This is a genomic window from Orientia tsutsugamushi str. Boryong (assembly GCF_000063545.1).
Lineage (GTDB): Bacteria > Pseudomonadota > Alphaproteobacteria > Rickettsiales > Rickettsiaceae > Orientia > Orientia tsutsugamushi_C.
In genome coordinates this window covers 1,261,503-1,274,915 of sequence record NC_009488.1, presented here as the reverse complement: position 1 = coordinate 1,274,915, position 13,413 = coordinate 1,261,503, and the positions used below count along the sequence as shown (strand labels likewise).

The 13,413-nt window shown below is 31.9% G+C and carries 10 protein-coding genes, 1 tRNA gene and 5 pseudogenes; 7 read left to right on the top strand and 9 right to left on the bottom strand.

What is annotated here, in order from left to right:
• Positions 1 to 20: 20 nt before the first annotated feature.
• The gene (locus OTBS_RS06110) at positions 21 to 1,013 is read left to right on the top strand and encodes an NAD(P)H-dependent glycerol-3-phosphate dehydrogenase (RefSeq protein ID WP_011944851.1); all 993 of its coding nucleotides are present in this window, start codon (positions 21 to 23) and stop codon (positions 1,011 to 1,013) included.
• 78 nt (positions 1,014 to 1,091) lie between these two features.
• Here the strand turns inward: OTBS_RS06110 and OTBS_RS06105 are convergent.
• From OTBS_RS06105 to OTBS_RS12495, 8 genes and pseudogenes are all read right to left on the bottom strand, one after another.
• A tRNA-Thr gene (locus tag OTBS_RS06105) sits at positions 1,092 to 1,164 on the bottom strand.
• Positions 1,165 to 1,265: 101 nt separating this feature from the next.
• Positions 1,266 to 1,835: a hypothetical protein gene (locus OTBS_RS06100; RefSeq protein ID WP_011944850.1), complete on the bottom strand. Its 570-nt coding sequence runs from the start codon at positions 1,833 to 1,835 to the stop codon at positions 1,266 to 1,268.
• Positions 1,836 to 1,973: 138 nt separating this feature from the next.
• Positions 1,974 to 2,102 (bottom strand): hypothetical protein, encoded by a 129-nt coding sequence (locus OTBS_RS18405; protein WP_109234817.1) that lies wholly within the window; start codon positions 2,100 to 2,102, stop codon positions 1,974 to 1,976.
• A 974-nt stretch (positions 2,103 to 3,076) separates the two neighbouring features.
• Entirely contained in the window at positions 3,077 to 4,003 is a 927-nt protein-coding gene (locus tag OTBS_RS06095) for an IS110 family transposase (RefSeq protein WP_080571873.1), read from the bottom strand.
• Positions 4,004 to 4,210: 207 nt separating this feature from the next.
• Positions 4,211 to 4,840: pseudogene (locus tag OTBS_RS06090) on the bottom strand (conjugal transfer protein TraH); the annotation flags it as partial.
• Positions 4,841 to 5,247: 407 nt separating this feature from the next.
• Positions 5,248 to 6,045 carry a reverse transcriptase domain-containing protein gene (locus OTBS_RS06085; RefSeq protein ID WP_269763933.1) on the bottom strand — a complete coding sequence of 266 codons (798 nt, stop codon included), beginning with the start codon at positions 6,043 to 6,045 and terminating at the stop codon, positions 5,248 to 5,250.
• Positions 6,046 to 6,054: 9 nt separating this feature from the next.
• Positions 6,055 to 6,183, bottom strand: a complete 129-nt coding sequence (locus OTBS_RS17625) for a hypothetical protein (protein WP_269763897.1) — start codon at positions 6,181 to 6,183, stop codon at positions 6,055 to 6,057.
• 482 nt (positions 6,184 to 6,665) lie between these two features.
• A protein-coding gene (locus OTBS_RS12495) for an IS5 family transposase (RefSeq protein ID WP_157866279.1) occupies positions 6,666 to 7,488 on the bottom strand; the annotation gives its coding sequence in 2 pieces (ribosomal slippage) (positions 6,666 to 7,101 and positions 7,100 to 7,488; 825 coding nt in all).
• A 169-nt stretch (positions 7,489 to 7,657) separates the two neighbouring features.
• Between OTBS_RS12495 and OTBS_RS06070 the strand changes: the two genes are divergently transcribed.
• From OTBS_RS06070 to OTBS_RS06060, 3 genes and pseudogenes are all read left to right on the top strand, one after another.
• Positions 7,658 to 8,401 carry a tyrosine-type recombinase/integrase gene (locus OTBS_RS06070; RefSeq protein WP_011944997.1) on the top strand — a complete coding sequence of 248 codons (744 nt, stop codon included), beginning with the start codon at positions 7,658 to 7,660 and terminating at the stop codon, positions 8,399 to 8,401.
• A gap of 125 nt (positions 8,402 to 8,526) precedes the next feature.
• Positions 8,527 to 8,862, top strand: coding sequence for a hypothetical protein (locus OTBS_RS06065; RefSeq protein ID WP_011944246.1), 336 nt, complete (start codon positions 8,527 to 8,529; stop codon positions 8,860 to 8,862).
• A gap of 26 nt (positions 8,863 to 8,888) precedes the next feature.
• Positions 8,889 to 9,179 (top strand): annotated as a pseudogene (locus OTBS_RS06060) (TraE/TraK family type IV conjugative transfer system protein); the annotation flags it as partial.
• A gap of 366 nt (positions 9,180 to 9,545) precedes the next feature.
• On the opposite strand, the pseudogene OTBS_RS12490 reads toward OTBS_RS06060, so the two are convergent.
• Positions 9,546 to 9,851 (bottom strand): annotated as a pseudogene (locus tag OTBS_RS12490) (DNA adenine methylase); the annotation flags it as partial.
• Positions 9,852 to 10,069: 218 nt separating this feature from the next.
• Between OTBS_RS12490 and OTBS_RS16620 the strand changes: the two are divergent.
• From OTBS_RS16620 to traW, 3 genes and pseudogenes are all read left to right on the top strand, one after another.
• Positions 10,070 to 10,258: pseudogene (locus OTBS_RS16620) on the top strand (conjugal transfer protein); the annotation flags it as partial.
• Positions 10,239 to 12,729 (top strand): annotated as a pseudogene (locus tag OTBS_RS15445) (TraC family protein). The pseudogenes OTBS_RS16620 and OTBS_RS15445, both read left to right, overlap by 20 nt.
• On the top strand, positions 12,726 to 13,385 hold the full coding sequence (traW, locus tag OTBS_RS06050; protein WP_011944619.1) for a type-F conjugative transfer system protein TraW: 660 nt from the start codon (positions 12,726 to 12,728) through the stop codon (positions 13,383 to 13,385). Before OTBS_RS15445 ends, traW begins: the two are co-directional and overlap by 4 nt.
• The last annotated feature ends 28 nt before the right edge of the window (positions 13,386 to 13,413 follow it).

Below are 13,413 nucleotides of genomic sequence, written 5' to 3'. Positions count from 1 at the left end.
TAACTAAAATTATTTTAAATATGAAAATCGCAATAATAGGAGCTGGAGCTTGGGGAACAGCGATAGCTATGCTTCTAGCTCGTAATAATTACAGAGTAACATTATATACTAGACACTCAGCCCATACTCAAGAAATCAATCAGCTGCATACTAATAAAAAATACCTACCTAATATCATATTACCAAATATCATTAAGGCTACTAGCAACTTTTCTGATATTGTTGATCATGAAATAATTATTATTGTTACACCATCAGATCAAGTAAGAGCTACTATTGAAAATTTAAAGCAACATAGCATATCTAATAATGCCATTATTGGAATTGCATCAAAAGGATTAGATCATAATCAATCTAAACTATTAAGTGACGTAGTAAAAGATTATTTAGCAAATAATCCTTTATTCATCATAGCTGGACCAAATTTAGCAAATGAGGTAGCCCAAGGTTTGCCATGTGCTCTGACAATTGCTGCTATTCAAAAAGAAGTGCAATTCAATATTTCTACATTATTTCATAGTACTAATGTTATAACTAGTACTACTGAAGATATTATTACTATTCAAGTTGCAAGCGCATTTAAAAATATCATTGCTATCATTGCTGGTATTATTATTGCTAAACAATATGGTCAAAACTGTAAAGCATCTATTATCACTCAAGGAATAAAGGAAATTGTGGCATTTGCTAGAGCAGCTGGCAGTACAAACCCAGATATTAGTCAATTTGGAGTAATAGGAGACCTAATATTAACTAGTTATGCCATTACTTCTCGTAATACAAAATTTGGTTATGATTTAGGGCAACATGAATACTATACTAATCTAATCAATAATACTAATCCAAATTTAATAGAAGGAATTAAAGCAGCTAAAATCTTATATCCTCTAACAGTTAAACAAAACCTTAATTGTCATATTATTGACTGCGCTTATTCGATATTACATAATGGAAGCAAAATAAGCTATGCTATAGAATGCATGTTAAAGAAAATTAATCATGAAACAAAGTAGTAACTGTGTAAATTATTGGTCATTTAAGTAGGAAATTAATATTACAGAAATCTGATTACAAACAGAAAGATATTGCGGTGCCGATAAAGGGAGTTGAACCCCTGACCTGCATGTTACGAATATGCTGCTCTACCAACTGAGCTATATCGGCTATATTTGCTTATATAAACAACTAATATAATTTAATATTCAAATCAATAAAATAATTAATAATATTAACCATCTTATTCTAGGCAAACTAAAACAGATTTATTATTCTAAGTCATCCATTACATTACCAGTAAGTGTCCCCATCATGATACTACCTGTTGCTCCAACCATAGAACTATCATCTATAGAAAACAAATTATTATCAATAGAGGTGCAAGAATTTGCATTGATGCCTCTAAAAAAATAAGTAGGATTTTGCTGAACAATAATATGCTCTTCATTGTTATTTTGATTATTAGAGCTAAGATTTTGCTGAAGAGATTCTTCGCAGTTGTAATTACGTGGGCTAAGTACATTATTTAATTCTAAACTAGAAACACGACATTCAGATATTACTTCTTCTGCAGCACTAAAATAATAATCACCTTGAGTACCAGGCATAACATTTAAAGATTGAGGTATATGTTTTATTTTTCTTTCTAGGTCCTGACACTTATTCTTATAGTAGTATGCTATAAAACATAAAATCAATAATGCCACTGTATATCCTAAAGCAAGCCAGATATCAATTCCTTGACAATACGAACCGTATATATTTTCTTGACAAGATTGACTACAATTACACGTTATGTTACTAGTAGTACTATCAGTCATGTTGTTCCAACCATTCATAAACAAAATTTCTTTCTTTCATTTTTTCAACCTTACATTGATAGTTTTTTACTAAAATTGTCAATAGTATATTATGTATCTTATAAAATAAGATACATATCTTGAGCTATATAGCTAAATCTATATAAAACAGTTATGTTATATACTTTGTGAAATAGAATTTAAATTATGAGAATAAGGAGGTAAATAGTCTAATATGTATCCATCTTTTTCTATCATAGTTTTTATTAAATGAGGAAGTTTATGAAAGCTTGCATTATAGATCATAACTACAGAATTACTAGGTAATCTTGAAATTAAATCCTGTTCTACCCAATAAAAATAGCAGTATTAACATTGCAGTCAAAAATTGATACTGTTACAGAGATTTATCTACTAATATTCCTATAATATTAGTTCTCTCTTTGATAGATGTCAATTATAAACACCATAACATCTCATGCCTTTTGCTGCATATTCGTGAGTTCTAGGTACTATGAATAAAACTGCTCATCCGTAAAGACAATAACTTTTCCTTTATTTTTGTACCTTTTTATCTTATTCTGCAATTTTAACCTCTCTTCTTTTTTGCCTTCGGATGTTTTAAAGCTTTTTTATATGTAATATTTAATCTCTTGAATGGCTTTTTGTATACTTAACTTACTTACTCTTAGCCGTTCAGCTCTTTCATATTATGATGTATCACAATATACGAGTACCTTTCATGTTTAAGATGATTTAACTAACTAGAAAAAATAAGTCAAAGGAAGAGTTATTGTGAGCTTTATACGCCTTATAAAATCTGCTATGTAGTTTATTCTCGTTAAATTGATATATAAATTTAACTGTAGATGTATTAATATTACTTGTCAATATGATAATAATATCTTGATGGTAATTGCACAAATATAACACAAATATATGTATGATATTTAGCTAATTGGAATGCTGATTTTTAATCAAGCAACTTGAATTTGTAGTTGATAAGCTTAGAGTAACCTTCAGTTGGCAATGTTGCTTAAAAATATTTTTTATTTTTACAAAAGTATTTGCTATTAAATAAAAATCATACTACACACTATAAGTTTAAGCTAATTTTAAAAATTAATAAGTTATTATTTAATTACTTCAATTTTAAATTAATGAAGGGTGATAAATATGCCAGTAACAGTATTTAAATTTACACAAGCAGCATTAAATAAAATAAAAGTACCAACCAAAGAAGAAAAATAATCCAGTTTAGAGATACAAAAGAAAGGAACCTACTTTTGATTATAAGATGTTCTATGTAATAACTTACGCATAGCAGCAGTAAGGATAAGCATTTTGGGTTTACCAGTGTTAGATAAACGTTGAGAAAAATGCTTGATAATACAATTATGTCTTAAGGCAGACATAGCAGGCATATAAAAAGACTTACGTAGATCTGAATTACCAGTTCTAGAGATTCTACTAGCGCTACGCACAGAACTACCAGATTGACGATGCTTAGGATTAAGACCTACAAAAGCTACAACTTGTTTAGCAGAACTAAATTTCTCAATATCTGCTAAAAAAGCCAGAACTATAGCTTGTGTTTTTGCTCCTATACCTGGTATTGATTCAAGTAACATAGCTTTATTGTGAAGATCTTTGTTATTTTTAATATGGTCATTGATTAGTTGTTCAATTTCTTTAATTTGTGTTTCAAGAAATTCAATGTGCATTTGAATATTATTAGCAATTGCTTTAGAAGCTCCTTCTAATCTATTTGTTTCTTGTGTTTTATGCTTAATTAAAACATTCAGGCGATTAACCAGCTGCTGTAGTTCTTGAATATAATGCGGCTGTGGATACCATGCTTCCTGTTTCATTGCTTTGCAAAAATCTGCTATTAATACACTGTCTGCTTTATCTGTTTTTGTACGACTAAGTTTACTCATTGCAAAACCTTTAATACGAGCAGGATTTACTACACTCACTTTATAGCCATAATCGTACAGATATTTCGCTAAGCTTTTCCAGTAGATACATGTTGCTTCCATACAAACATGTCCAGTTTCTCTGCTTTTTAACCATGTTACTAATTTGTTAAATCCTTCAGAATTATTATTAAATTTTCTTGTTTGAACTTTATGATTAATTAACACAGCGGCATCAAATGTCTCTTTAGAAATATCAATTCCTACAATTATACTATTCATAATCACCAAATTTTATGTTAAATATCTCAAAACCAACCTTGTAAATACAGGCTTTTTTGCCTAAGAATACCGTCCGGTTTTTAGTTAAAAAAGATAGTTACTTATCTAAAATTCAGGCTAGTAGCCTTAGGAGCATAACTGTATACTAGCTTTCTTTTGTGCTATTGCTATAATCTTTTATTTTATTGCAATTTCACTTATTTTTATCATACGGAAGATGTTATAATCATCCAGCATTAGCTCTGAATCCTTATTTTGTGCTTGTTGCAGAGTTTGTTTTTGATCTAAATAATTACGACATTTTTTACTAGCTGAAAAATAATCAAACCAGCTTTGTGACTGTATATCACAGCAAGCAGCTTCTCTCATAGCCCAGTTCTTTGGTAAAGCTGTAGCAAATAATGCTTTTGTTAATTCACAATCTTCCTTAGCAAATTGATTCATCTCCATTGCTAGATTACGTAAGTCTTTAAGAGCATTCTCAATTTGAGGAGCAAAGGTTTTTAATCTTAATGAAAATGCATAAACTTTAGCCTCAGAACCAATATTCTTCATTAGTTGAACTAATTCTTCTCCAGAAATAACAGAGAAGCTACCAAGATATGCGTCAATACCGCTACAGCTGATGTTTATTATAGCAAATGGCTGACAGGATGTTTGGCTTGTTCTAGCAGACAATCCACCAGCTGCATAATATCCAGCAGCCTGATCTTGATATGATCCAGCTCTAGTAACATTAACACTCATTCCTTGAAATACGTCTTCGATATTCCAAGATAGCGATACTGTAGCTTATAGCAATAATAGTATTGCAATACTATAAACTCTGATTCTGATGCTCATGTAGTCTCCAACTTATGATAATGTCTATCGATTGCTAGAATAGACCTCGTTCGAAACTGGTTAATGTAGTTCAAAATTATAAATGCCAGAGATCAAATTAAATCTATGTGAGTAGACCTAACCAATCGCTCAATTAGGCCCCTCCTCAGAACCGGACTTGCAGAATTACCGCATCCAGCTCTCAAAAATAAGATAAGCATTATGCCTTATTTGTTGTCTAGAACATTGAGACAATCTTTCCAATTTTAGGAAAATTTACTCTTTTAAGTATCTCGGTTAGTCTTTTCCAATTCATCTTACGTTTTCCTCCCATTCTATTGAACCAGTTATATATTGCACGTGTACTTTGGTTGATAAATGAACTTACTCGTCTTTTGTTATCCGATATACCATGATAGTTGATCCATTCACCTAATAACTCTAATGACTTGTGATAATGTTTGTGTTTTATCTTGCTTGTTTAGCTGACTACGCAAATATTTTCTCAGTCCTTTCAGTTTCTCAGTAAAACGATCTCTCCTTGAGGTATATTTTAGTCTCCATGTTGTGCCAAATCTTGATTTTCTCCAATAGCAAGTAAATCCAAGAAAATTATAACTTGAGATCTTCTTGTCTTGTTTGGCTAAATTTGCAGCATGGTCTCTACCAGATTTAATCATTTGTGATTTAGCTTCATTGATATTTAGCCCATACTTATTTAACCTTTTAGGCAAAACATCATAAAACCTTTTCGCATCTGTTTCCTTTTCAAAGACAAATACCATATCGTCGCAGTACCTCACCATTCCTGTTTGTCCCATTAAGTTTTCTTTGCTGATTTTTGCAAACCAGCTATCTATAACATAATGCAGAAAGACATTTGCCAGGATTGGCGAAACTATTGAACCTTGACGACAACCTTCTTTGTTAGTAACTATAGTACCATTTTCTATGATTGGTGTTTCAATCAGTTTCATAACTAGTCTTAGAAATTTCTTGTCAGATATTCTCTTTCTTAGAAATTCCATCAACTCACAATGCTTGATTGTATTGAAACACTTTGTTATATCAATCTCTACTATAGCCCCTTTATTGAAGTTATACGTAAGTCTATTTAACTTCCTTAAAGCATCGTGTGCATTTAATTTAGGTCGAAATCCATAGGAATACTTTAAGAATATTGGCTCAAACACAGAGTTTAGTATCTTGCTTACTGTAGACTCGATTATCTTATCTTAAAAACATGATATTATCAAAGGTCTTTTGACTCCATCTTCTTTTGGAATTTCCGTTATTCGTGCAGGTTTAGCCTGATATTTCCCATTGCAAATTCTAGTAAGAAGCGAGAGCAGATTTGCTTTCAACTTCTTACCATAATCCTCTTTGGTTATACCATCTATTCCTATCGCTTTCTTGCTATCGAGTTCCTTATATTGTTCTTCTAATATCTTTAAATCAATAAGATGTTCTATAGGTAAAAGTGCAAAGGTAGATCAAATATAAGGAAGAAGAAAAGTTAATTTTTATTAACTTCTACACTTTATAGAACCTACTATTAACTTGTGTTAACTTTTATTAATATTTATAATTAATCTTCAACTTTAACTATAAATGTATTTGCAATATTTGTCAATATAACAAAAAAATTAAAGCAAAAGGTTGAAAATAGGTTGAAAAAAAATTTAGGGAATTTGGGGCCAGTTTTCAATCTAGAGGTTAATCTAATGATCGAAAAATATATACAATCTAGGATTGATAAGTGATTTTCAAGTTATATGTATTATGAACAAATTAGTATAAAAAATTTGATATCAAAAAAAGTATAATAGACCTCTTTCGAAACTGGTTAAGGTAGATCAAAATTATAAATGCCAGAGATCAAATTAAATCTAAGACCGAATCTTTTACGTCTATTTCGATATTTGTCAGCAATAATTTTGAACCGTTTTAGCATAGCAATAACGTTTTCATTGACAACTCTTTTTCCTGCTAACCTACGATTATTCTTTTTATCATTTTTAGTTAAAGGATTTTTCTTGCTTTTTTTCTTTGGTAATGCAGAATTATTGTGAATTTTTTGTATACCTTGATATCCTATATCAGTAATCGCTTTAATCTTAGGATGGATAAGAATTTTGGATTCCTTAAATAATCTAAAGTCATGTTTTTTACCGTTAGAAAAATCTGTACATATTACTTGGTGTGTTTTCTTGTCTACCACTATTTGAGTCTTTAGTGTATGCCTTTTCTTCTTTCCTGAATAATAGAATTTTTGTTTTTTTGGGTCTTTCTATTGGACTCTCAGTAGCATCAATCAAGACTACTTCATAATTCATATCGCTATTCATTAGAGCTTTACGACCTGGAAGAGCAAAGTTTGGGTGTTTAACTAAGGTGTCTTCTACCCATTTTACAGCTTTATATGCTGAACTTTCACTAATCCCATAGTTCTGACCTATATGAAAATAAGTACGGTATTCTCTAAGGTATTCTAAGGCCATCAATAACTGTTCCTCCAAATTGAGCTTATTTTTACGCCCTCCTTTTGATTTCTTAACACCATCAGCTTTCCTCAAAATATCCACCATCTTTGAGAATGTTCCCTTCCTTACTACTGTTAATCGACGAAATTTTTCATCCTTTAACTCTTTAATCTGATCTAATTTCATTATTACTTCAAATCAGATTTTTATAACACCATTTTACATCATTGTATAGTTTCGAAAGAAGTCTATTGAAGAGTATGCCAAAATATATACTATAAACTGGAAAGAGAATGCTGACAGAGTACATACTTATGCACAAGCATTATATGAAAAAAAGATAAGCAAGATTCGAATGAGTGATATTGAACCAATATTCAATGATATCAGCAAAGAGGGAAAATATGCCACAGCAAATGCATTGCTAGCAACCTTACGCACTATATTTAATAAGGCAATAAAATGGGGATTAATAGAAAACAATCCTACTCTAGGGATAGAGCAGCATAAACTGCAAGCAAGAGAGAGACGTCTAAGTTACGATGAAATGGGTAGATTTTTACAAGTATTATGCGGAGAAGCAAGTCCATTGATAAGAGATTTTGCATTACTAGCGTTATATACTGGAGCTAGAAAAAGTAATGTGTTAGAGATGGAATGGGACAATATAGATTTTGAAAGAAAAATATGGCATATACCAAAAACTAAGAACGGAAAGGCGCAAAATATACCATTAACAGATGAGGCAATGGAAATATTGCAAGCAAGGAAATTAATATCTACAAGTAAATGGGTACTACCAAGTTCTACTAGCGAAAGCGGACACTTATCGCATCCAAATACCGCATGGAAGATAATTTGTGAAAAGGCAAGCATAAAAAATTTCAGAATACACGATCTAAGAAGGACGTTTGCAAGTTGTATGGGGGATGCAGGCGAAAGTCAGAGGACAATTAGTATAGCATTGAATCATATTAATCCAAACTCAACAATACCTTATACTATAGCTTGTATGGAGTTAGTACGAGAGTATATGTCTAAGGCTATACAAATAATTAGTGAATGTGCTAGAAGTTATAATATTTATAATACTATCTGACTGATATAAACGTTGTGGTAAGAATAGTGCGATTTCATGTCGCACATGCATATATGAACACTAATTATTGCAGGTAAAATCTGTGTTTGAAGATATTTAGCTAATTTAAACATTATAGTAGCAGAATGAGAAATCTCATGCTACAATTGAGGCTGAAGGTGATTATACAAAATCAAAAATTATGTTGGGCATTATCGAGGCCGTTGAAGTATATGGGTTTGAGCATTGACGAATGGGGAGTAGTGCTAGCTGGAGTAGCTCCAGGAATTGTACTACTAAACAGCAGGCATGCTAAATTAGGCCTAGCCTTTATGGTTGGAGGAATTGCTCTATGTTATTGCTTTAAGAAAATTAAGAAGGTATCTGAGAATTTTTTGCTAAAAAGTTTTTTAGTAGCTAAAGGTTTATTGCCAGCTCCATTAGGATATCCAAGGCTTTTGGGCAAAAAAGTTGGCAAGTAATGAATCATCTCTTTAAGTAAAATGCTATACAAGAGCTGGTTAAATATAATAAATGCTTACTTTCAGTAACTATATTGCTAGCTGCAGCTAATATAATTGCGATAATGGCTGCAATTACCAAAGAAGAAAAGTGGTTGTTAATTCCAGCAATAGAGCCTGATCGTAAAATGACGGTTTCATCGAAAAATTACCATGAAACCTATTTAAAGGAATGGGCAATTTATGTGACGAAACTCTTATTTACTACTTCTCCAAATGAGGTAGAAAGACAAATAGCAGACATGAAGGTAGTATTCAGTAATACTGAATCTTTAAACGCCAATTTAGGATAAGAGAAAGTATGAAAGATATAATGCAAAAGGTTTACAAGAGATATTATGTAATATCTTTAAATATAGTTTTAATTAATAATAGTTTATTTATTGCTCACATGTCTGTAAATGCAAATTTAGAATAAAAAACAGTTAGAAAGAGATAATATAGAAGTGTTACAATGGTCAATGTTCAGGTTAGCAAGATAGTATTATGAACTAATTTTTGTAGAAATATGAGCAATAAATAAACCGTCATTAATTGAAATTATATTTAAATATATTGCATAATTATAATTGTACAGTATCTCTTGTATACCTTTTTCATTATGCTTTTCATACTTCCCATTATCCTAATCTGGCGTTTAATAACTAATAAGTTTTATAGTTAGTAATGATTAGCTCATTAACGAGATTACGATGTTCATTGATTGAGTATGTAACTCCAATATGAGTGATGAAAAAATCTTTGTATAAATCTTTAATGAAGGTAGTGTTATTATTTGAAAGCATAATTTTAACACCTTTATTGTTTAGTTCATAAACAAAATCTCGTAGTCTGATTTGCTCTTTTTCATCAAATTGAACTCTAGTGTAGAACCGTTCTCCTGATTGGTGGTAAGGTGGATCAAGATAAACGAAATCACCTTTTTTAGGTTCTATAAACGCCAGATCAAGATAAGGAAAAGTATGAAAAGCATAATACAGAAGGCTTATAAAGAATAGCTAGTTATTAAACATTGATATTACAAAGGCGAATTTACTAGAAATATTAGAGCAGTAAATGGTTTTGAATTAAGATTATATTTAATGTAATGTATTAAAAGTCATAACGAAATATTATCCTTTGTAAACCTTTTGCATTATATCTTTCATACTTTCCCTTATCCTAAACTGACGTTAATAATCTTGAGAAAGTTGAAACATCAAAAATTAAATCAAAAAGGCGTTGTGTTCTATACTGTAAGCGATCTAAAGCAGTTCAAGGTGTAGATGTTGTTCACAAGTCGCCGAAAAAACCAAAAAAATATCTTATTAATTTATTTAAATCAAAACAGAGTCAAGGTGAACGCAAGCATACATAAGGATTTTGATCGAGAAAGATTTTCTAAACACTTTGTCTATGAATCGTATGATGAGGAGACTCAGCTATTCTTTAATCGTGGTTCAATAGGTTTTGTATTGCTTGCATGCCCATTGGCTGAAGCTAGTGTTTCGGCTCAAAATGAAATTGCTGAATTTCTAAAAAGTGATGAAAATTTACCAGCTGAAAGTAGCATGCAAGTCTTAATGATTGGTAGTAATAATATCGAACATTTTTTAAGCAACTGGCAGTTATATCGTAAAGGAGAGATATTTATTGAGTTAGCCAACAAAAGAACAGAGTTTTTGCGTGATCAAGCTCAAAAAGTAGGTTCTATAAAGGATGTAGTATTGTTAATTTCAGTTACTATACCTAATTTAAATGCAAATATCGATGATATGATTCGCAGACGAGATGCTTTAAAAGATACGTTTAGGTCCATTGGATTAAGCACTGACAATGTGAATGCACAGCAATTATTAAAGTTTCTGAGAGTAATATTTGGCTGGCCTGAAGAAGAACATTCGAATATTAATGAGTATGAAATATTGTCTGAACAAATTCTAAGTGGAGATTTTTCGTTATTTGAGAATGATGATTGTGTAAATGTAAATAATGATCAAATATTTATCAGCCTAGAAGCTCGAAAAAGGCCTGCAGAGTGCAAATTATCTGCCATGGATCTGTTTTTAGGCAATGAAATGCGTCGTGATGAATATATAAAATCAAATTTCCTGATTCATTTTGGTTTACAAATGTTGCCAAATCAAGCAATGGAAAGAACTGCAGCCATAACTAAAAGAGAGGCGCTAGAAAGAAATATTAATGCAGGAATGGGTAAATTTTTTTCATGATATACAGCAAGAAGCAGAAGATTTAGCTGATGTAGTAGCTGCTTTACAGAGTGGTGATAGAGTAGTTAATATTCACTTCAATGTTATTATGTTTGATAAAACAAAAAAGGCTAAGCAATCTGCATCAGCTTTTTGTTCGATGTTAAGACGCAGTGGATGGTATTTTGTTCCATGCAAATATGATCATGTAGCCGTGTTGCTAGCAGCGCTGCCAATGCAATTGGTTGAACAAGGTCAAAGAGGTGTATTGGGTCAAAAAACATCAGGAGTTGGAGTAGCCCTTTCTAGCTTAGGTAGAGGCATAAAAACTGTTTCCGTAGAGAGCAAAGTATTATTACCAATAATTGGTGAATGGAAAGGTGATTTAAGCTCTCCAGGTATGTTGTTAGCTGGCAGACGAGGCCAAATAATGTATTGGTCTCCTTTTGGTGGAGCTTTATTACCTGCATTAAATAAGCATGGAGCAGCTCCAAATGAGAACTTTAACCTTTGTATAGCTGGAGTTCCAGGGTTTGGAAAATCTGTTTTTATGCAAGAACTAATGCTATCAGTTTTAGGAGTTGGTGGTAAAGTTTTTGTTCTTGATTACGGAAGATTATTTAAGCGTACATGCTTGATTCTAGGTGGCAGCTACATAGAATTTGACATGAAAAATCCTGTATCAATTAATCCATTTTCCGAAGTACCAGAAGATGATAGTGCAAAGTCTATAGAAGCTAGATCGGATTTTTATCTAACTTTCCATCTATTTTAGCTACTATGGCTGCTCCACAGTATGGAACAAGCGATTTACAACAACCAATGCTTACAGAGAGCTTTGATATCAGTCTGGCAAAAAAGTGGCTCTAAGGCTGAAATAACCGATATTGCAGACTGGTTATCGAATAGAGAAGAATCATATGCTAAAGAACTTGGAAATATGCTTTTTCCTTTTACTAAGGATGGTCAACATGGAAGATTTTTTAGCGGTAAAGCTAAGTTATCATTGAACTCTGATATCGTAGTAATTGAAACTGATCATTTAAGGTCTGTACCAGAGCTGCTAGCAGTGATAGTTCAAATCATGATTGTTCATATTAATCAAACAATGGTCAAGGGAGATAGAAGTAGACCATTTTTAATTATGATAGATGAAGCCTGGAAGCTATTAGCTGGAAAGCGTTCAGGAGAGTTTATTGAAGAAGCTGGCAGAATAGCTCGAAAATATAATGGATCGATTGCTTTAGCTACTCAGCAACTCACGGATTACTTTCGTCAAGAGGGCTCTGCGTCTGAAAAGGCCTTTGAGAACTCATCGCATAAGATAATTTTGAAGCAAAATTCGGAATCCTTTAAGGCGATGCGAGCTAATCCAAAGCTTGCAGGCTTTGTTGATGAAGATTGGAAGCTGAATTTACTGCAATCTGTACATTCAAATCCTCCATATTATAGCGAAGTAGCAATTTATAGCCCTAATGTCTCTGGTGTGATAGGCAGATTAATGATTGATCCATTTACTCTACTGTTAACCTCAACGAATGCTAGAGATTATCAGGCTATAGAAGATCATATGGCTAAGGGTATGAATGTCAGTGAGGCAATTAATTATGTGATAAGAGAGCGAGAAATAATTCCATGAAGCACCAGGTAATGATGAGTATAGGCGCATTCTTTGCTTTATTTGCTGTTGCTTATCAGGTAAGTGATACAATGGCTAATTCATTAAATGCTGATATAGGTGTTGAGATTAAGGATTATGGTACTAGAGGGCATGTTTTTCCAATCATTGAGGAATCATTACTGGAGGTGATTATGGCTAAACTTAATGCTGCATCAAAAAGTGGATTGTTGAACCAAATGCAGCTGGAATTTCAGGAAAAAATTAGGCAAAAAATCATGAGACCAGTTCCAGTAAAAAATTTGAGTAAAGCTACTGAAAATAAAACGCGAATATATGATTCTACCTATGTTCAAAAGGATGACATTAAGACAAAAAATGGTATAATAATAGTAAGGAGAGGAACTAAAATAAATCCTTTAGAGATGATAAATTGGGGTGAACCACTAATATTAATTGATGGAGATGATGAAGATCAGGTCGCTTGGGTAAAATCAAGACCAGGAAAGATAGTGTTAGTTAATGGAAATCCTATTGAACTGAGCAATCTATTAGGCCGACACATATTTTTTGATCAATTTGGTATGTTGATTAGAAAATTTAAAATACAAGCTGTGCCAGCCATAATAGAGCAAGAAAATAACGTGCTTAAAATTAGCGAAGTAAGCACCTATTAAAACCATATGACGTACGATGGAAGTACGC

Excerpts from the sequence above, each read along its gene's own strand:
- OTBS_RS06110 (WP_011944851.1), top strand. The coding sequence starts at position 21 with ATGAAAATCGCAATAATAGGAGCTGGAGCTTGGGGAACAGCGATAGCT.
- OTBS_RS06065 (WP_011944246.1), top strand. The coding sequence starts at position 8,527 with ATGAGAAATCTCATGCTACAATTGAGGCTGAAGGTGATTATACAAAAT.
- traW (WP_011944619.1), top strand. The coding sequence starts at position 12,726 with ATGAAGCACCAGGTAATGATGAGTATAGGCGCATTCTTTGCTTTATTT.
- OTBS_RS06100 (WP_011944850.1), bottom strand. The coding sequence starts at position 1,835 with ATGAATGGTTGGAACAACATGACTGATAGTACTACTAGTAACATAACG.
- OTBS_RS18405 (WP_109234817.1), bottom strand. The coding sequence starts at position 2,102 with ATGATCTATAATGCAAGCTTTCATAAACTTCCTCATTTAATAAAAACT.
- OTBS_RS06070 (WP_011944997.1), top strand. The coding sequence starts at position 7,658 with ATGAGTGATATTGAACCAATATTCAATGATATCAGCAAAGAGGGAAAA.